Origin of the sequence: Streptomyces sp. 13-12-16, from assembly GCF_002114215.1 — a bacterium.
In the GTDB taxonomy this organism is placed as follows: domain Bacteria; phylum Actinomycetota; class Actinomycetes; order Streptomycetales; family Streptomycetaceae; genus Streptomyces.
In genome coordinates, this window is the sequence record NZ_NCTE01000091.1 from 1 (window position 1) to 18,959 (window position 18,959).

Annotated in this window: 14 protein-coding genes and 1 pseudogene; 8 read left to right on the forward strand and 7 right to left on the reverse strand. The window is 67.7% G+C overall.

Annotation, left to right across the window (positions count from 1 at the left end; translation table 11 throughout):
- The first annotated feature begins 96 nt into the window (after positions 1-96).
- The 6 genes from B7767_RS04420 (at position 97) to B7767_RS04445 (ending at position 7,473) form a co-directional block, all read left to right on the forward strand.
- The gene (locus B7767_RS04420) at positions 97-360 is read left to right on the forward strand and encodes a helix-turn-helix transcriptional regulator (protein ID WP_085570962.1); all 264 of its coding nucleotides are present in this window, start codon (positions 97-99) and stop codon (positions 358-360) included.
- Between the two features lie 138 nt (positions 361-498).
- Positions 499-1,410 carry a DUF6083 domain-containing protein gene (locus tag B7767_RS04425; protein ID WP_306297936.1) on the forward strand — a complete coding sequence of 304 codons (912 nt, stop codon included), beginning with the start codon at positions 499-501 and terminating at the stop codon, positions 1,408-1,410.
- The gene (locus B7767_RS04430; protein ID WP_085570964.1) at positions 1,407-1,880 is read left to right on the forward strand and encodes a hypothetical protein; all 474 of its coding nucleotides are present in this window, start codon (positions 1,407-1,409) and stop codon (positions 1,878-1,880) included. Before B7767_RS04425 ends, B7767_RS04430 begins: the two co-directional genes overlap by 4 nt.
- Positions 1,881-1,958: 78 nt before the next feature.
- Complete coding sequence (locus tag B7767_RS04435; protein WP_085570965.1) at positions 1,959-3,422, forward strand: UvrD-helicase domain-containing protein; 1,464 nt, start codon at positions 1,959-1,961, stop codon at positions 3,420-3,422.
- 456 nt (positions 3,423-3,878) lie between these two features.
- On the forward strand, positions 3,879-6,050 hold the full coding sequence (locus B7767_RS04440) for an AIPR family protein (RefSeq protein WP_085570966.1): 2,172 nt from the start codon (positions 3,879-3,881) through the stop codon (positions 6,048-6,050).
- Entirely contained in the window at positions 6,043-7,473 is a 1,431-nt protein-coding gene (locus B7767_RS04445; protein WP_085570967.1) for a serine/threonine-protein kinase, read from the forward strand. The genes B7767_RS04440 and B7767_RS04445 overlap by 8 nt, the downstream gene beginning before the upstream one ends.
- Before the next feature lie 21 nt (positions 7,474-7,494).
- On the opposite strand, the gene B7767_RS04450 is transcribed toward B7767_RS04445, so the two are convergent.
- On the reverse strand, positions 7,495-8,436 hold the full coding sequence (locus B7767_RS04450; protein WP_179167030.1) for a PIN domain-containing protein: 942 nt from the start codon (positions 8,434-8,436) through the stop codon (positions 7,495-7,497).
- Between the two features lie 513 nt (positions 8,437-8,949).
- Here B7767_RS04450 and B7767_RS04455 point away from each other — a divergent pair.
- Entirely contained in the window at positions 8,950-9,792 is an 843-nt protein-coding gene (locus tag B7767_RS04455) for a hypothetical protein (protein WP_143652206.1), read from the forward strand.
- A 353-nt stretch (positions 9,793-10,145) separates the two neighbouring features.
- Here B7767_RS04455 and B7767_RS45700 read toward each other — a convergent pair whose 3' ends face one another.
- The 3 genes from B7767_RS45700 to B7767_RS04480 all read right to left on the reverse strand — a co-directional run bounded on the left by B7767_RS45700 (position 10,146) and on the right by B7767_RS04480 (position 16,996).
- Positions 10,146-13,805, reverse strand: a complete 3,660-nt coding sequence (locus B7767_RS45700; protein WP_143652208.1) for a hypothetical protein — start codon at positions 13,803-13,805, stop codon at positions 10,146-10,148.
- Positions 13,806-14,153: 348 nt separating this feature from the next.
- Positions 14,154-14,462, reverse strand: a complete 309-nt coding sequence (locus B7767_RS04475; RefSeq protein ID WP_085570972.1) for a hypothetical protein — start codon at positions 14,460-14,462, stop codon at positions 14,154-14,156.
- Positions 14,463-14,506: 44 nt separating this feature from the next.
- Positions 14,507-16,996 (reverse strand): alpha-L-arabinofuranosidase C-terminal domain-containing protein, encoded by a 2,490-nt coding sequence (locus tag B7767_RS04480; RefSeq protein ID WP_085570973.1) that lies wholly within the window; start codon positions 16,994-16,996, stop codon positions 14,507-14,509.
- A gap of 152 nt (positions 16,997-17,148) precedes the next feature.
- Here B7767_RS04480 and B7767_RS04485 point away from each other — a divergent pair, with 152 nt between their 5' ends.
- The gene (locus B7767_RS04485; RefSeq protein WP_085570974.1) at positions 17,149-17,589 is read left to right on the forward strand and encodes a DUF6314 family protein; all 441 of its coding nucleotides are present in this window, start codon (positions 17,149-17,151) and stop codon (positions 17,587-17,589) included.
- On the opposite strand, the gene B7767_RS04490 is transcribed toward B7767_RS04485, so the two are convergent.
- From B7767_RS04490 to B7767_RS04500, 3 genes and pseudogenes are all read right to left on the reverse strand, one after another.
- Positions 17,571-18,164: a histidine phosphatase family protein gene (locus tag B7767_RS04490; RefSeq protein WP_085570975.1), complete on the reverse strand. Its 594-nt coding sequence runs from the start codon at positions 18,162-18,164 to the stop codon at positions 17,571-17,573. The genes B7767_RS04485 and B7767_RS04490 overlap by 19 nt on opposite strands.
- A gap of 120 nt (positions 18,165-18,284) precedes the next feature.
- Entirely contained in the window at positions 18,285-18,722 is a 438-nt protein-coding gene (locus B7767_RS04495) for a GNAT family N-acetyltransferase (protein ID WP_085570976.1), read from the reverse strand.
- 40 nt (positions 18,723-18,762) lie between these two features.
- A pseudogene (locus B7767_RS04500) lies at positions 18,763-18,959 on the reverse strand (PLP-dependent aminotransferase family protein); the annotation flags it as partial.

Genomic DNA, 18,959 nt, shown 5'->3' on the forward strand with positions numbered 1-18,959 from the left:
GTGCAGCCCCCTCCCCCCCCGCCGGTGGAGTCATCGGGAGAAACAGGGCAGAGGTCTGCACTGACAGGGCAAGGGTCTGCACCGTCGGATGGTCGGGTGACGATCTTGCCGCCCGATCCGGACCTCGACGCCCTCCGACTGGAGCTCGGGCGTCTACGGGCTGAGCGCGGGTGGAGCTACGACGAGCTTGCCTCGCGCAGCGGTCTGAGCAGGCGCACTGTGATCGAGATCGAGCAGGGCCGCACCGTCGGCACCCTCAAGACATGGCACGCCCTCGCACACGCCCTGGACACACCGCTCGACGAGCTCTTCGCCACCCTCTGCCACGAGCACGGCCTCCCCGGCACCGACGACAGCTGATACGGGCCCGTCCAGCGCCGACGGCGATTCACTCGATCCGGCAACGCCCTATCGAATGCGCGAGCAAGCGTTCGCACTGTTGTCGCCCCGTTCTGCTCTGCCCGGGGGATCATCAGGGTCGCGTACCCCAGGCGGGGCGTGTCGGCTGGCAGGTTCGCCCGCATGTGCTCCTCTCCTTCTCCTTCTCCTTCTGCGCGGCGCTGGGACGGCAGCCGCCCGAACTCGCACCAGCGGCGGTCCCTGCGTATCGCCCCCGACAGTGCCAGCCGGTTGCTGCGATGTGGCCACACCACGTCCTGCCGCGAATGCGGCAATCCGGTCGAGTGCTACCCGGGGGCCGACGACCGGCTGGTGCGGCTGCATCCGCGCGAACTGCCGGTGGCCGGGGTGCCGGAGCCCTGCCGCTGGCACGTCAGCCGCGGCATCGCCCATCCCGCGGGCGACGGGAGCAGCTGGTGCCGGCTCGCACACGACCTGCTGTGCCCAGCCCGCCCGGCTCCGACGGCCGCGCCGCAGCTGTCCGGCCTGCGCCGGACTCTCGCCCTTTGCACCCGCCGTCTGTTGGACACCGGAGTGCTCGCTCCACCTGCCACACTGACAGGCGGCCCGCCGCCGGGCGAGGCCGTCTGCCGTCCGGCCCGGCCCGTCGTGCAGTTGCTGTTCGTCCGCTACCTGGCCTCCCGCCCCGTCGATGAGATCCAGTGCGTCGCCCAGACCCGGCGCCGAACCCGCTGTACGGCCGAACTCCTCGGCCGCGGCGGGTTGCACGGGGTGTGGACCCTGGTACCCGTGACCGTGCACCACGGTCAGCTCGCACTGCCGTCGGATGTCACGGCCGTCTACAGCCTGTCCGCACTGCCGTACCAGGAACAGCTGCGCTGGCGCACCCAACGGTGCCGGGACCATGCCACAGCGTCGACCGCCGGTGACCTCGCCGTCACGGACTGGGAACCCTTCGACCCGCTCCGCCACCACGAGCACATCCACACCCGCCTGCCCACGCACGGGCGCCGTCCCAACGGCCACGCACCCCGGCGGGTCTGGTCGTGACGCATCAGTACGCCGTCGAGATCGTCCTGACGCGGCCCGCCACCGTTCGGGAACTTCACCAGGCCCGCCACCGGGTGACGTTCGCCGCGAACGCAGACCGCACCCGGCTAATGACGGTGCAGCGCGGCAAGAGCCCGGGCCGCGCCCTGCACCGCCTGCGCCGCCGCCTGGACACGGTCCTACCGATCGACGTGCTGACCACGCACTATCCCGACCGCCAGGGCCATGTCCTGCTCAATGTCGCCCTCAGTCGCCGCGCCGACGCGCAGATCCGCGAGGAGGCGGCCGCGCTTGGCCGGCGCGCCGGGGACGTCCTGGCCGAACGAATCACGGCCTATCTCGCGCACGAGCAACGCCAGCGGCGCCACCGCCTCGAATCGCAGATACAGCGCCTGCTCACCCACCACACCCTGGAAGAAGTTCTGGCCTGCGCCGCAGGCCGCCTGCTCCAGGTACGTCTGCCACGCTGAGCCCGCCGTCGCCTCTCCGGCCGGACGCAGCCACCCGCTGCGCCCCGTTCCGGCCGTTCCCATCCCACGGAGCCCACGTTGCCCACCCCCACCCACGAACAGGTCCACGCGGCGGACACTTTCCGCGCCGGACGGCACCTCGCACTGCAGGCCGGAGCCGGAACCGGGAAGACCAGCACCCTGTGCATGCTCGCCGCCGGCACCAAACGCCGGGGACGCTACCTGGCCTTCAACAAGGACATCGCGCAGGACGCCGCGGCCCGCTTCCCGTCCACGGTGCAGTGTCGGACCGCCCACGCCACCGCCTTCGCCGCACTCGGACACCGCTATGCCGACCGACTCAACGGCCCCCGCCAGCCGGCCTGGAAGACCGGACAGTCCCTCGGCATCCTCCGCCCCGTACGGATCGCCGACCACGAGATCAGCCAGAGAACCCTGTCCCACAACGTGCTGCGCACCGTCACCCGCTTCTGCCACTCTGCCGACAGCGCACTGGCCCAACACCACGTGCCGCGCCTACGCGGCCTCGACGCCCCCAGTGCCCATCGGCAGTTTGCCGAACTCGTGCTCCCCTTCGCCGCCAAGGCATGGGCGGACCTGCAGCGCCCCGACCACGGCATCGTCCGCCTCGAACACGACCACTACCTCAAGATGTGGGCGCTGACCAGGCCGAAGATCGAGGCCGACTTCCTCCTCCTTGACGAGGCCCAGGACACCAACCCGGTGCTGGAGCAGGTGTTCACCGCACAGCGCGACCACGCCCAGCTCGTCATGGTCGGCGACTCCACCCAAGCCATCTACGGCTGGCGGGGCGCAACCGACGTGATGACCGGCTTCGACGCCGAACAGCTGACCCTCACCCGCTCGTTCCGCTTCGGGCCACAGATCGCCAACGAGGCCAACAGGTGGCTCGCGCTCGCCGACGCCCCTATCCGGCTGACGGGCACCACCAGCGTTCCCGCAGAGGTCAGCAGCGTCGACCACCCCGACGCCGTGCTGTGCCGCACCAACATCGGCGCCATGACAGAGGTCATGCGTCTGCTCAGCAAAGGACACCGCGTAGCCCTCACCCGGGGAGGCCAGCAACTGGCCCAACTCGCCTCTGCATCACGCGACTTGAAGGAAGGACACCGCACTCATCACCCCGAGCTCGTGCTGTTCGCGTCCTGGGGCGACTTGCAGGACTACGCCGCCTACGATCCGGCCGGCTGCGACCTGCAGCCCTTCGTCGACCTCGTCGACACCCACGGTCCCGACGCAATCCTCGCTGCAGTGTCCGACCTCACTGAGGAAGCACACGCCGACGTCACCGTCTCCACCGCCCACAAAGCCAAAGGTCGCGAATGGCCGACCGTAAGGATCGGCTACGACTTTCCCCAGCCGCAGGCCACCACCCCCGGCACAAACGCGGCTGCCCAGGCCCTGGATGTAAGCAACACAGACGCCCGTCTCGCCTACGTCGCCGTGACTCGCGCACGTCACCGACTCGACCTCGGCGGCCTGGCGCGGAACGCCACCGCCCAGGAAGGCGAAAGTGGATGACGTCACAGACCTCGAGGGGCAGACGGTTCCCTGGACCGCCCACGACCAGCGCTGCCGAGTCCTCACACAACGACTGGCAATACAGCGAAACTGGGCGCGGCGCCGGAGCAGCACATGGTGCCAACTTTCCCGCCCCGATCCGCAGCGTCGTTGGGCCAACTCATGGCCGACAGGACTCTCCTGGGCTGGCCCTGAACATGCCGGCCCAAGAAGTCCACTCCCCTCGGCCCGCAGGGACCCACCTCAAGCCACCGCCCGCAGCCCGCCGCTCTTACGCGCACCCCACCTCATGGGGGCAGGTGGCACGACCACCACGGATTCCCCCGGCGGCCTGTGCCGTGGGTGGCGCTACATCCATCAGACAGGCGCACTCCAGGGCCTGACGGGGAACTCTCACGAACCCACGCGCGTCCACGCTCGTATAGTGCTGGGATCACCATCGGACGGAGGCAGGGCGTGACGGCAGGGAGCAACCCGGAGGTGGCCACGCCCTTGCAAGTGCGGCAGGTCCGGCAGGCCCTCGCGGGCGAGTTCGACGGGCTGATCGAGCTGGGGGACGGCGAGTTCACCCGAAACCGGGAGATCGTGTTCTTCTCCCGCGCCCTGGCGGCGAAGGCCGTGCGGATCGTAACCGACTGCACCGCGCAGGAGGCGGCCGCCGCTGTCACTGACGGAGCCGATGACTTCGGCATCGATGCCGTGGCCACGTCACCGGCAACCGGCGAGTTGTGGCTGATTCAGGCCAAGTGGAGTGACCAGGGCACTGCCCGGTTCACGTCCGCCGACGCCTCCAAGCTCCTCCATGCCTTCCGGATGCTGGACAACTTGGACTTCGATCGCTTCAACGCCCGGTTTCAGGCCTTCGCTGACCGGATCCGCCACGTGCTCGCCCAGCCAACGCCCCAGGTCCACCTCGTCGCTGCCGTTATGGGGCCGGCAGCACCAGCGACTCGTGCCCTGCAGCTAATCCACGGGGAATCCGCCGACCTGGACACTCGCACCGATCTGAGGGTGCTGGCGAGCAGCGACCTGCACGCCGCTATCCGCCAGGACGTAGCGCCGCAGCCGCTGACCGTGACCGCTACCTTCACCGACGGCTGGTTCGGGCAAGACCTGCCCTATCCCTCCCACGTCGGTACGGTCACCGCAGACGAGATCGCCCATTGGTATGAGCTGCACGGCGCAGAACTGTTCAACGTGAACGTACGCCGCCCGCTGGGGCACACATCCGTCAACGCCACACTTGACGACAGCCTGGCCAAAAACCCTGAGCACTTCTGGTATTTCAACAACGGCATCACGGTGCTGTGCGAGTCGACCACCGCTGAGTACTTCGGCCGCCGCGCCCAGGGCGCGCCGGTGCGCCTCACGATGACCGACGCGCAGATCGTCAACGGCGCACAGACCGTGGCAGCGCTGTACCGCGCCTTCGCGGACGATCCGCAGACGCTCGCGGAGGCCAAGGTGATGGTGCGGATCATTACCATCGGACAGACCCCGCCAGGGTTCGCCACCTCGGTCACGGTGGCCACCAATACTCAGAACCATGTAGAGCAGCGCGACTTCATCGCGCTGGACCAGGCGCAGGCGTACATTCGCGACGACTTCCGAATCACCCTGGACAAGGACTACGTCATCAAGCGCGGAGAGCTTGAGCCCGCGCCCGATGCAGGCTGCACCGTGCTGGAAGCAGCCACTGCGCTGGCCTGCGCCCATCCCGACGCCCGGATTGCCGCAGGGGCTCGTGCCTCCACTGATTTCCTGTGGCAGTCTGCCCCGGAGGGCGGCTATACGCAGCTGTTCGCCGAGCCGCCCAACGCCGTGCAGATCTGGCGTTCCGTGCAGCTGCTGCGTACTGTGCAGCAGACCGTCCACGACCTCTCGGCGACCTTGCCCGGCCGCGCCGCCGCGATCGCAGAGAGCGGCGCACTCCTAGTGGCCCATCTGGTGTTCCAGCGCGCGGACACCGAGGCGATCGACGACCTCGACACGGACTGGCAGCCCACACTGAAGGCGGCTCCGGAACTCACCGCGCAGACCCTGGCTCACCTCATCTCCGAAGTCGACCGGCAGTACGGGCCGCACAGCTTCGTTTCGCGCACCTTCACGCAGGCGGCCGCCTCCCGGGAACTGGCGGCGGCAGTCCTGGCCTCGTTCGACGGCCAGGGACACCACCCCGAGCTCGCCTCCTACCAGCGTCCCACCGAGCCACGTCGGGGACGGCGTCCCAACCCGACGCGGCTCCTGGTCGATCAGCACCGGCTGCAGGACGGCACCCAGCTCATGTATCACCCCAGGCCCCGGGAGGACGAGGCAATCGGGGAGTGGCTGAACGCCGACCCGAACCGGTTCATGGCGACATGGACTAACGACAAGGCCAGGCCCCTGCTGTGGGCGGCTGACGGCGCGCGCTATTCCCCGGCCGGCCTGATCCTGCACATGTGGCGGCAGGCCGGCTGGGACGACGCCCCGCTCGCGGTGCAGGCCAGCACGCAGTGGGCCCTCCCCGGCGGCCCCACATTGAGCAACCTTGCGCTGGAGCTGTGGCACGAGGCCCGAAGCACCGAGCCGCACTCAGGCGAAACCGACGGAGACGTGAGGCGGGGGGACGGCACGAACGGTGCCTGAGCCACGGATCATCGCCAAGCGCTACGCGCTGCGTGAGTCGATCGAGGAAGGCGGGATGGGCCAGGTCTGGCGTGCCAACGACCTGACTCTGGGGCGTGATGTCGCCGTCAAGCTCATCCTGGACAACCTCACTGCCCACCGTGATGGCGACGCCGTCGTGGAGCGCTTCCGCCGGGAGGTGCGCGTGACGGCGCAGCTGCATCACCCGGGCATCCCCCAGGTGTACGACGCCTTCTTGGACGGCACCGCAGACCGCATGTTCATGGTCATGGAGCTCGTGCAGGGCATTTCCCTGAAGCAAGTGATCGACACTTCCGGCAGCGTGCCTCCCGTGTGGGCCGTGTGTTTGGCACTGCACATATGTGCCGCTCTACACCACGCGCACGATGTCCACGTGATCCACCGTGACATCAAACCCGCCAACATCATGATCACGGTCGACGGCACAGTGAAGGTCCTGGACTTCGGCATCGCCATGGCACTAGGCGTGAATGCGCCCACCCGTCTGACGAAGCCCCAACAGATCATCGGCAGCCCGCACTACATGGCACCCGAGCAGTTCGATGCGGGTCGTATCACGCCCCAGACCGACCTCTACGCCCTGGGCATAGTCCTGTACGAGCTCCTGACCGGCGAGCGGCCATTCGACGGGGGCAACGTCGTCAACCTGATGTGTGCGCATGTGCTCCAGCAGCCTGCACAACTACGCAGCCACCGTGCGGACGTCGACCCGCGACTCGAACGACTCGTCCTCGATCTGTTGGCCAAGCGCGCCGACGCGCGCCCCAATAGCGCCCGCCACGTGATCGACGAGCTCCTGGGCCACCTGCCACAACAGCATCGCGGGTACCTCTCCTTCCCCGGACTGCCGATCTTGACGGTGCCCCCGGTCCTTATGCCCGGCCCCGACGCACCTCAAGTTCCGGCAGTCGCGTCGAGGGGCGTGCGCAATGTGCCCCCCGAGCCGGTCAGTACGGAAGGGCACACCGCCCGCCTGGGAACACCGCAAGCTCTGTTCGAGGCAGGTCGGCTGAGCGAGGCGCTGTCGGTCTACGAGGCCCTAGCTCATGAGTTCGACCTCCTCGGCGTGCAGGGTGCCGAGGATGCCCTGACCTGCCGCATCCAGGCCGCCCGTTGCCGGATCGGGCTCGGCCAACATCAACGCGCGCTGGGCGATCTCCAACGCGAACTGGCCCAGTTGCGCGCCCATCACGCACCCACGGACACCGTCGTTCTTGAGGTGCGCCTGCAGGCAGGGCTGTTGCTGCGCGATGTGCACCGCTTCGCAGAGTCGGTACAGGAGTTGAGCAGCCTGTACAACGACTTGGTAGGCAAGCATGGTCCGGATTCTGCCCTGGCAAACCAGGCGCGTGAGGCTCTCATCGCGATTCGTCGGCGGCCGCCGGGCGGCCGGTCCATCTGATGAGGCCGGGGCAACCCGCGCTTAGGTGTCGTCACCGTCCTCGGGGACGTCGACGCTGATGCTCGCAAGGTTCGCCTCGCGGTGCTTCGCACCGAAGCCGTCCTCGGGGATCAGGTACTTGTCCGGTGGGAAGTCCCACGGCAGGCACCAGGTCATGGCTTTGCCGCGCATCCCGTTGTCGCGCGTGATGACGGTGATCTGGCGCGGTGCGATGGCCTGCTGCAGGTGGGCCGCGCGGGCCACGGCTTCGTCGTCGTTGTTCGGCAGGCGTCGGTGCCCAAGCTCGTCGCGTAGGACCTGGACCTCGGTGCCGTCGTGCAGTTCGAAGCGGCCGTCGCTGGACAGGCCCTTGAGGACGTCGCCCAGCAACTCGTAGACCCCCCGCGCTCGTTTCCTGATCTTCTCGCTGCCCTCGGAGTAGGACTTGGTGTCGATCTCCTCCACCACCACGTGCGGGATCACGAGCGTCGCCAGGCCCTTTCCGCACACCCGAGACCACGGGATCTTGTCGAAGCGCTGACAGTGCAGCAGGGTGTTCGCGTCCACGACCAGGACACGCTCCCGGTAGCCGCGGTAGTCCTCCACGGTCCGCCGCATCCGGTTCTGCAGTTCAATGAAGTACGTCGCCAGCTCGTCCAACTCCCAGTGCAGCAGCAGCGCGGTTCGGTAGGGCGTCAGGGGGCTGTGCACGATGTGGCTGTAGTGCTCGCCGCGCAGCCGCGCCGGTACCGCGGGGTCGGCGAAGACACCCGCCAGTTGCCGGGCGGTCGTCGCGGTCCACTGGGCGTACTGCCGCAGCGTCACCACCAGGTCGGGCCCGGCCAGCTTCGAGGGCTCCACGCCCGCCAGCATCGGCTGGGCGAAGTGCGGGACGGAGTTGCGGACGTCGTTGAGCCCGCCCTGGACCAGATCGTCGAGGAACCTGATCGCCTTCTCGCAGGAGACCCCGGGGCGCAGCAGCATGGACAACTCCCTCGCCTCTCGGGCTGCCGCACCGTTGCGGGCAGCTTCGCCAGCCACATCGTGGCAGCCGATCCCGGCAGGCGGCCACCGAAATCCGCGAGTCTGCCCCGCCCTGACACTCGTTGAACCAGCAGAGACCATCCTCCATGGTCGATTCCAAGGGCGAGGGCTCATGACACGGCCGTTAGCGATACCCCGGATTGTGAGAACCGTGCGGCATGGGTCCGCAAGTCGGGGCCCCCAGGTGAGGAATCAAGGAGAGCAAGTCTGGGGAACCCGTGAGCACCGGGTGGGGAAAATCAAGGTTCTGGCCCCCGATTTCGTGAATGATCTTCGACTTCTGGCTTGGCCTGCCGAGCTCCTGCTCCCGATCGGAAGACGGCGGTGTTCTCAGTGGCAGAGTCGCCGCCTCCTTTGTGTCCGGCCGGGGCTCCCCGTCAAGGGCGCCTTCGGCGTCGCTCACGCGATGGGCTTAGCCCTCGCACTGTCAGTGCGCCCACCTACAGTGCTTCCATGTCTGACAACGAACAGCCGCCAAACCGCAGGCTAGTGGAGGCCGTGTATCCCGCCGGCACCCACCTCGACTACTCCCGCGCCTCCTCCAACGGGATGCGCGGCAACGTACGCGACGACCGGGACAACTCGCTCATCGGCCAGGCCGAACTCTTCGACGCCCCCGACCGGTACGCCGACGGCTACCACGACGGCTACCACGACGGCTACGACCACCGATCCCACGACGGCGAGTTCCGCCGCTACCTCATTGACGCCCTTGCCCGCGAGGTGACCCACTTGTTGGGGGACCTCGTTTATGCCGCGGCGGCCCACGGTATCGACGCCGCCCGCCCACGCATCAACGCCTGGGTGCGCCATCGCGTGGACAAGCTGCGCAGCCGCTCACCGAGGGTCGCTGCCGCAGCCCTCCCTGAGCCCTCGCAGGAACCCGGTCCCGAGCACGCACCGCCGCGACCGGCCGCCGTGACCGCGGGCCACCAGCGGGTGGACCCCGTGCTGCGCGCCGACCAGGGCGATGCCTGCGCGAACGCCGCCCTGGAGCGGATCAGCGCTCGGGCGGTCGAGGTCCACGGAATGGCCGCGCACTACGCCGCTGACCTGCCCGCGGCCGACGCCGCCGACGAGGCCATGCGCCAGGCCGTGGCTGCGGCTGCGCCCGGACTAGCCGCCGCCGCTCTCCAACTCATCGCCTCTGACGAGGCGCTGGGCCTGACCTCTGAACAGCAGATGTACATGTGGGAGCGTGCCGCCGAACTCGACCTCGCCGTGGTCGAAGACCTCACTGGCACCCACACCATGCCGGCAGAGGTCGTCGCGCCGCAGCCCTTCGGCCGCGACTAGGAGCGTGATGCCTGCGGGCCGGCGGATCCCAAGATCATTCACGGAATTGCGGTCTGAACCCAATCCAACGAGTCTCATCAACGACCGAGGCGAGCATCGCGCTGTTCGGGTAGATGGACGGCTTTTACAACTCCCGGCACGGCCAGAAACGGCTCGACTACCTCAGCCCACCGAGTTCGAAGGGAAGCACCACACCGACCAGGCAACGGCCGAACGCACCTAAAACTGACACCCCGCTCTGGCCATCCGATAAAAGTACCCACCGCACGTCGGGAGAACCTTATACAACACCCTCGGCCGCCTGATGGTCCGCTTGGACGGCGCCCCCTCGATCCCATACATAGGGGTCCAGATCACGAGCGGCGTCGCCCATTGCCTCGCTTGTCACGAACGAGCTCTGCGGCGACCCACTGCTCGAATTCGTCGATAGGGACTACTGGCACGCTGGAGGCAAGCACTCGGGGAGCCATGAGATCCCTGCTGGTGACGATGGCGGATGTGACAGTCCATCTGGTGGTATCGCGATCCCCAAGGAAGTGAGTCAACGTTGCCGCAAGGTTTTGGCGTACCCACGCTGTGCGGCGACCAAGTTTGAAGAGAGCACTTTTGTCGCCGCGCAATAGAGCATCGGCTTCGTTGGCCATTTCGGTCGGATTACGTGAAATCTCGAAATCCTTGGCTTCGATAACGATGATCACACGTCTAGCCGCGTTGATACCAAGCGCATCGATGTCGCCCAGATCGTGCCCCTCGGCCGACACGAGTCGGCGTCCCGCGATTTTGGAGACACCCCTTACAGCGATGGAACAGCCTCCGGCCTTGAGTGTTGCGACGACATGCGCTTCGAAAGCCTTGTTCTCGTCCTGCCGAATCACTCCCAGCAGTTTCTTCATCGCTGGTGACGTGCTGCGCAACCGTCCGGAGTAGATGAGGTTGACCCAATACGAGCCACTGCTCCAAGTGTGTCTGACTCCCCAGACGAGTTGAGAGCCATCCCCTGTGCCCACGCGGATTAGCGGGCGTCGAACGTACGACCATTCACGGTTGTAGCGCCACGGCCACGCATCGGAGTTGACAGAAAGGAACTTGGCCCGGGGACGCAGTGTGAGCCGATCGAGGAAGGTCTGTGCTTTCTCATGTTCCCAGTACAGCGTCGTGGACAAGTGATCGGCAACAACCGACTCTGGAAGGGTGTAGGGCTCTGACTGGCAGCGTTCATCCCCCAGAGCGATGACCTCGCCGACACCCTGCGCCAAGTCAGTGAGAGAGAAGCCGAACTCAGCAACCATTGCTTCTTCTACCTGCGTGGTGGGCCCTTGGGGCTCGGATCCCCGGCGGGAATGACGAGTCGGCGCCGTAAGTAGGAGTGCCTCTGCTCGGGCTGTAGCAAGGGCGTTGGAGCCGGATTCGTATTGGTCGCCGCGGGAGACACCGAGTCGGCCAGAGGCCAACAAGGCAAGTTGAGCCTCTGAGAAGTCGTGGTGAATTGCTTCCGAGAGCGTGGCACGAGAGATGAGTTCTGCAGACAACGCCATGAGGTGGTCGTAGGTGTCCAGGGTGAGTGACGAGTCTCCACTGGGGGGTTGGGCAGCGACGTATTCGATGAGGAATCGACTGGCCTGAGCAGCTTCCACTTGGCGCTTGGTGGTCCTGACAAGGTTCTCGGCCGGCTGGCTTGCCTCTCCGAAGCAGGCAATGCGCGATGGGAGGATTTGGTCGTTGAAGGCCTCGTCGTACAGGAGCGCTTCGTGCCGGGAAATCAACAACTCGATGAGCCCCTCGGCCGCCAGACCGGCCACAGTATCCTCGATGAGCGCGAAGTAGTGCCCCACGACCTTCTGCAGAACCTGGGTGCGCTCGTCCGATGGGATGGCCCCAACAAGCGTACCGGCGCTATCGAGGTACCGGCCCAGTTCATCGAGAACCGCAGCAGAAGCGGCTGGTTGTACCAGTCGAGCCGTAGGAAGCGGACCGGGACGCAGCGGAACGCGTGGGTTCAGCTCGACGTGCAACATCTGTTTGGGGCCTTCGGGCGCCAGTTGGTCGACGAGCGCGTCAGGATCCTCGTCCACCAATCCGGCGGTTTGCGTGATGCCTTCAAGCAAGGCGCGTAGCAGGATGCGGTCGGCTCCATTTGCGTCTGTGAGAAGGCTGGCCATCCCCTCCGCGCAGAGACGCAGATCGACGAGCCCAGGTTCGGCGCCATGCACGCCGACCCAGGGGCGTTCACTTTCTGTACCTGGATTGCCGTCCAACGCAGCCTGCCACGCTGAGGGATTGTCGAAGGAAAGGCTCACGTACAGCTCGCCCGTAGACGCGGCTTGCGGCAAGAGGTCGGGGCGGGCGGTGGAAATCTGCCAGGTCCAGAAGGCTGCTGCTTCTACCGTCAGGTGATGGAAATCCTTCAGTCCGTGAGCAACTTCATGGTCGCCAGCGCCCAACCACACATTTACGTCTGGGACTTCGACGAGTCTCCCCACCTCGGGTACGTCTGGAAGAGGTCGATAGATCGGCGCCGTAGACGTGCCGTATACGGAGACCACCGGCACGTAGACAGGCCTGTGGGGGCTGGGAACGTCATGACGGTCGTAGCGTTTCTGAACTTCAACGCGCAGCGCTCGAGAGTGGTCCTGTTCGACGAGAAGCATCGTAGGTCTCGTGTCGTCTGACACGTAGTAGCTGTACTCGCAGTTCCGGTAGAGCCCGTAGTTGTCCAGTGCACTCCACGACTGCACATGGGTCGTCTCGTGCAGCTCCGTTTCCGCTTGCGCAAATCGCCATAGGAACAGGGGGTCTGAGCCGTCCAGCTCTGCCATGACCTGAAGGTCGCTGAGAGAGGTCACGACGACCGGGCCGGGGCGACGCTGGTCCGCGAGTCCCAAGAACGAGGATCGGCCCACGCCTTCGTTGATTATGAGGCGAAGAGTGCGGGCGTCCTCGGGGAGAGGCGGGCCGACAGGGTCAATGACGTTCTGTACCTGCAGACCAAGATCCCGAATGGGCCAGTGACCTGCCGGATTGGTGTCGTCGTAGTCGGACAGGTTATCCATGACCACGGCAAGGTCGAGGATCTTGTCCTCAGCAAACGTGAAGGTGCGGCGGGTGATCAAGTCATCACCCGTCTGTTGAGCCGGCCCTGTCGGGACCGCACCACACAGCATCAAAAGGCGGCCGGTGTCTCTCATCGTCTGATCGCGCAGTAGGCGCGCAAGCTGGGGTCGACATTCGTGCAACCCGGCTTGAACGATGAGTTCATGGCGCAGCGCCGTAACCAGTTCGGCTGGATTTGCGACGATCAAGCCGTCTTCCATGAGGAGAAGAGGTTTGACTACGAGTCCATCGTCCGGCCCTGGGCCCGTGGTGAGCGTGTGCTCGCCGGGCCGGATACCCCATCCAGCGAGGAGATCGACGGAACTGGCCAGCAGCAGGTGAGACAGGTCGGTGAAACGATAGCGGACGGCTTCCCGCAGGGCGGTGAGAGTCTTCTCTCCCGGAACGAACACCTCGTCGCCGTGTCGCTGCGGCGGAGCGATACCCCGGTGAAGCCCGGCCCGACGCAGCATGGCGTCGCTCAACCTCAATGCCGTGTGAGCCCACAGCTGCGTCTCCTTGACGAACTGCGTCGGCAATACGGCCTGTCCATCAGGCCCGAGGATGCTACGCAGCATGAGATCGAGGGTGTGAGCACACCGTGATGTCAGTCCTTGCGCGACGAGACATGGCCCGCCGTGGAAGGAAACCTCGGCGGTGTACAGGTCGTCGTACAAATCTTCTTGGGCACGGATCTGAGAGCCGCTGACCAGGGGATCCTTGAGCAGCGCCCGGAGCTTGCTGGGTGACAACCGAGGTGCATCCGGACGGCTGGGGAGGCACGCGCCGATGGAAGCAAGGCGCTGAAGCCTCACAAGGCGCGGAATGTTCTGAGGAATCAACTGCAGAGCGGCTGCCGACGCGACAAGCGACGGGCCGTCTACATCGTGCCAAGGGCGGCCGGTCAAGCGGGCAGCGGTCATGCGCGTCTCCTAGGGCTGGCGGACGATTCTTGATGCAGCCGAAGAGTTCACTGCGACCAGCAACAAGCGCCTCCGTGCGTCACGGTAGCGCCCAGGACTGACAACGGACGCCTCTTCCCAACCCCGAACGCCCGACGCCTACGGGATCGAGTTCACCAGGCGCTCGGCATCGCCGACGTGGAACCGGCTCACCCCCGTCACTCACTAACAGTGAGGATCCAAACCCATGATTCGCCAACTAAGCCTCTCATGATTTGCCAACAAGGATTCTCCACGTGCTCCCGACCTGCGCGTCTCAGTCCATGATTCGCCAACTAAAGCTCTCGGTCACACCGCCGGCGGCGGGGGTCAGGCCAGGGCCACCAGGGCGGCGGTGATCACGAGGGGGGTGAGGAGCAGGGCGGCGAGGTGTCCGAGCAGGGAGCGGACCATGCCGAGCACGGCGAACAGCACCACCCCGCCCAGCAGCCAGCAGCCGAAGATCCGCAGCGCCAGGTCCTGCGCGGCGTTCTCCTCCTCGCGGGTGGCGGGGTTCCCGATCCCGCCGATCGCCAGCCACAGGAGCACGCCGCCCACCAGGACGTTGCCCGCCACGACGAAGGGTGCGACGGACCTGTCGGCCCGCCGCACCCCCTTCCAGACCCTCACGACGCTCATGTGTACGAGAGCCTAGCCCCGCCGGCCTCCGCGGCGGGCCGGGGTCACCGCTGCTTGATCCGCAGGAACGTCACCGAGTTCGCCGGGAAGGTGTACGTGAACTCGCCCGCCACGCCCCGGAAGGTGGAGGTCACCGGGGTGACCGGGGCGTCCGTCTCCGTGTTGACCGCGTCCGCGTCGGCGGCCAGGGTGGTCACCCGGGCCCTGGAGGAGACCCTCGCGCCGCCGAGGTCGATCGCCGTGCGGGCCTCGGACGGCTGGGCGTTGACGACCTTGACGATCAGGTCGCCGGTGCGGGCGTCCTCGGTGACCACCTGGCGGAACGGCTCGGCCGGCTTGTCGTCGGTGAAGCCGCCCCACTCCTGGCCGTCGAGGTAGAGGGTCACCTGGCGGCCCCGCACCTCGATGTCGATGTCGTAGGCGCGGCCCGTCTCGATCGAGCCGGCCTTGGAGATCAGCGTCGACTTGCCGCCGTCCGAGGCCTGCTCGACGGCGGACCGGGTGTTGTTCCAGCCGCCGAGGTTCCACCAGTAGTAGTTGCCGGTGTCCTTGACGCCGAAGGCGACGAGGAAGCCCTCCTTGCCGGCCTTCTTGGTGGCCCTCACATGCAGGTCGTAGTCCTTCCAGGCCGGGTCACCGGCCGTGACCAGGGTGTTCTCGGCGGCCTCGTCGGTCTGCACGTACTGCCCGTCCTGGACGCTCCAGCTTCCGCCCCCTCGGTGCGTCCACCGCGAGGCGTCACCGGAGAAGTCGTCGGTCAGCAGCGTCGTGCCGTCGGCGGCGGTCACCTTCACGTCGTCGTACGCCGCGCTCGTCGCCCACGTCGACAGGCCGACGGCTCCGGTGATGGGGCCGCTGACGTCCGGGGTGGTGCTCGCCTGCGACGGGACCACGCGGTCGCCGACGTTGGTCATGAACAGCTTCTGGACCTCGTAGTTGGCCGAGCCCCAGGAGGCGTGGTTGTTGAACCAGATCATGTCCGGCGACCACTGGACGTAGTCCTCGTTGGCGAGCAGCGGCGCGTACGAGGCCAGCTTGACGATGTCGGCGTTGCGCTCCAGGCCGGTCATGAAGGCGGCTTCGGCGAGGCCGTTCTTCCAGGCGTTGCCCTGGGAGGCGTACTCGCCGAGGAAGACCTCGGGGCCGCCCCGGTCGTAGGAGTCGTAGCGGTCGTTGTTCTGCAGGAACCACTGCGGGCTGTTGTAGTAGTGCTCGTCGACCATGTCGACCCCGCCCTCGCGGTTGAGCCGCCAGGCGGTGTCGAAGGTCGTGCCGGAGTCGTCGGGACCGGAGTTGGAGACGACGGTGATGTCCGGGTACTCCGCCTCGATGGCGGCCCGGAACCGCTGGAAGCGGGCGAAGAACTCGCGCGGCAGGTTCTCCTCGTTGCCGACCCCGATGTGGGTGAGGCCGAAGGGCTTGCGGTGGCCCATCTCGGCGCGCACCTTGCCCCAGGTGGAGTTCGCCGGGCCGTTGGCGAACTCGATCAGGTCGAGGGTGTCCTGGATGTGCCGCTTCAGCAGCGCCTCGTCGTCGGTGGCCCTGTTCTGGCCGCAGCCGGTGACCAGGGCGGGGACGACGGGCAGCGGCATGGCGCCGACGTCCTCGGCGAAGCGGAAGTACTCGTAGTAGCCGAGGCCGTAACTCTGGTTGTAGCCCCAGAAGTTGGCGTTGGTGGCGCGCTCCTCGACCGGGCCCACGGTGTCCTTCCACTGGTAGGAGCGCTTGCGCTGCCAGCCGGAGGCCTCGCTGTAGTCCTCCATGGAGCCGGTGTTGACCAGGCAGCCGCCGGGGAAGCGGACGAAGCCCGGTTCCAGGGCGGCGATCTTCTCGGCGAGGTCCTTGCGCAGCCCGTTGGACTGGTTCCTGTAGGTGTCGCGCGGGAACAGCGACACCATGTCGAGGGCCGCCGCGTCCGTGGTGGCGACGGCGAGCCGGCCGCGGTTGCTGGTGCGGGACGCCTTGAAGGTGACCTCGTACTTCGCCCAGCCGCCCTCGACGGCCACCTCGCGGGCCCTGGCGAGCTCACCGGCGGCGTCCTTCAGCGTGACGGTGAGGGTGGTGGCGCTCTCGGTGCGGGCCCACACCGAGAAGTCGTACCGCTCGCCCTCCTCGACCCGGATGCCGGTGTTGTAGCCGGAGTTCGTGACCGACGAACCGGCTTTCAGGGAGAGGTAGTTGCGGTTGCGCTCGTTGAGCCGGCCGGAGTCGTTCAGCACCTCGGCCGTACCGCCCACCGACCAGGAGGTCAGGGGGGTGTAGGAGCCGTTGTCGGCGGTGGAGTACTCGAAGGAGCGGTTCTGCACGAGTTCGGCGTACAGGCCGCCGTCGGCGGCCCGGTTGATGTCCTCGAAGAAGACGCCGTACATCGTGTCGTCGATCGCCGCGCCCTCGGCGCCCGGGTCGACGGTGATCGTGTAGTCGACGGCGGCCTCGGCGTGCGCGGGGGCCGGGACGAGGGCGCCGGCCGCCAGGAGCGCGGTGGCGGTGAGCCCGAGTCCGAGGCGGGCGCGGTGGCGTGCTGTGCGTGACATGGACACTCGGCGGCTCTCTCTAGGAGTGGGCGACTCTAGGAGGTGTTCGATATATCGATCGATGGTCAGCACTTCGAACGGCAAGATAGGGAGGAGACAGGAGCACGTCAATGGGTCGTGCGACGACGGACACCACGCGGGAACGAGGCGGGATGGGCGAGTTCTGGCCAGTGCCCGACGCACTGGGCTACCTGAGCGGCCGCTGGCGGGCGGAACGGACCGTGCGGGATCTGGCGAGCGGCGAGGAGGGGCGCTTCGAGGGGACGGTCGTTTTCGGCCCCCTTGAAGGCGGCGGCCTGCTGCAGAGCGAGTCCGGCGACTTCACCTGGCGGGGCGTCACCCGGCCCGCCGAGCGGACCCTGCGCTTCCTGCCCGGACCGGGCGGCACGGCGGACGTACGGTTCGCGGACGGGCGCCCCTTCCACGACCTGGACCTCACCGCGGGACGGCACGTCGCCGACCACCCCTGCTCGGCCGACCTCTACCGGGGCGAGTTCACCGTCCGGGACGCGGACCACTGGCGGACGGTCTGGCGGGTGCGCGGCCCCGCCAAGGACCTGGAGCTCACCACCGACTACGCGCGCGTGGGCTGAGCGGACACCCCTTCGAGGCGCAGGTTCCAGCGGCCCGCCCGGCCGGCGACGCCGATCGCCGACAGCGAGCGGACGTCGATGTTCCAGTACGTCGCGGGCGGGGCCTTGAGCACGTACACCAGGGCCGCGCGGATCACCGACGGCTCGGCCACCGCGACGACCCGGCAGCCGTCCTCGACCGGCCGGGTGTCGAGCCAGCCGCCGACCCGGCCGATGAAGTCCGGCAGCGACTCCCCGCCGTGCGGGGCGGACCGCGGGTCGGCGAGCCAGGCGTCCACGGCCCCCGGCTCCCGGGCCATCGCCTCCCCCAGGGTCAGCCCCCGCCAGCGCCCCATGTCGCAGTCGCGCAGGGCGAGCTGCACCAGCGGCGCGTACCCGAGGCCCTCCCCGGTGGCGCGGCTGCGCGGGGCCGGGGAGCAGTAGCGCAGATCGGCCGCGGCGAGCGGCAGCAGTTCGTGCGCGGCCCGTTGCACCTCGCCCCAGCCGGCCCGGTCCAGCGGCCGGTCGTCCTCGAAACGTTCGGCGAGCACCGAGGAGCTCCCCGCGGCGGCGACGAACGTGACCCGAAGTGCCATGCGGCGATCGTGGGTCGCCGGGGTGCGCGGGTCAAGGGGTGTCACCGGGCCGTCACTCAAGGTGCATCCGGCCTTACCGGCTGGTAAGGAAGCGCCGGACAAGTACCCCGAAACGCCCCGTCATCCCTCGACGAGCGCCATCCACTGGTCGGGCCGCTCCAGCGGCCGGAAACCGAGCCTGGCGTAGACCTCGTGCGCGTCGTGCGTGGCCAGCATGATCCGCTTCACCCCGCAGGGCCGCAGCTCCTCCCGCACGGCCGCCACCAGGGCCGTACCGACGCCCTTGCCGCGCACCGACGGGTCCACGTACACATCGCACAGCCAGGCGAAGGTCGCCCGGTCGGTGATGACCCGGGCGTACGCCACCTGCTCCCCCGAGGCCGTGTCGTGGACACCGAAGTTGAGCGAGCCCTCGATCGCCCGGTCCTGCTTCTCACGGGAGCGGCCCAGGGCCCAGTAGGCGTCGGTGGACAGCCACCGGTGCACGCGTTCGGCGTCGATGCGGGCGGGGTCGGTGGAGATCTCGTAGCCCTCGGGCAGGCGCGGGGAGTCGGTCATGGCCGGATGCTCGCAGGTCGCGCGGGGCGGCGTCGAACGCTTATCCCAGCACTTCGTCCCAGGCGGTGCGCAGCCGCCGTACGCCCTCGGTGATCTCCCCGGTGCCGGCCACCGCCGCGAAGCTCAGGCGGAGGTGGCCGGCCGGGGGTTCGGCGCTGAAGTAGGGGCGGCCGGGGGTGACGGCGACGCCCGCGCGCAGGGCGGCGGCGGTCAGGGCGGACTCCGCCGCGCCGGCGG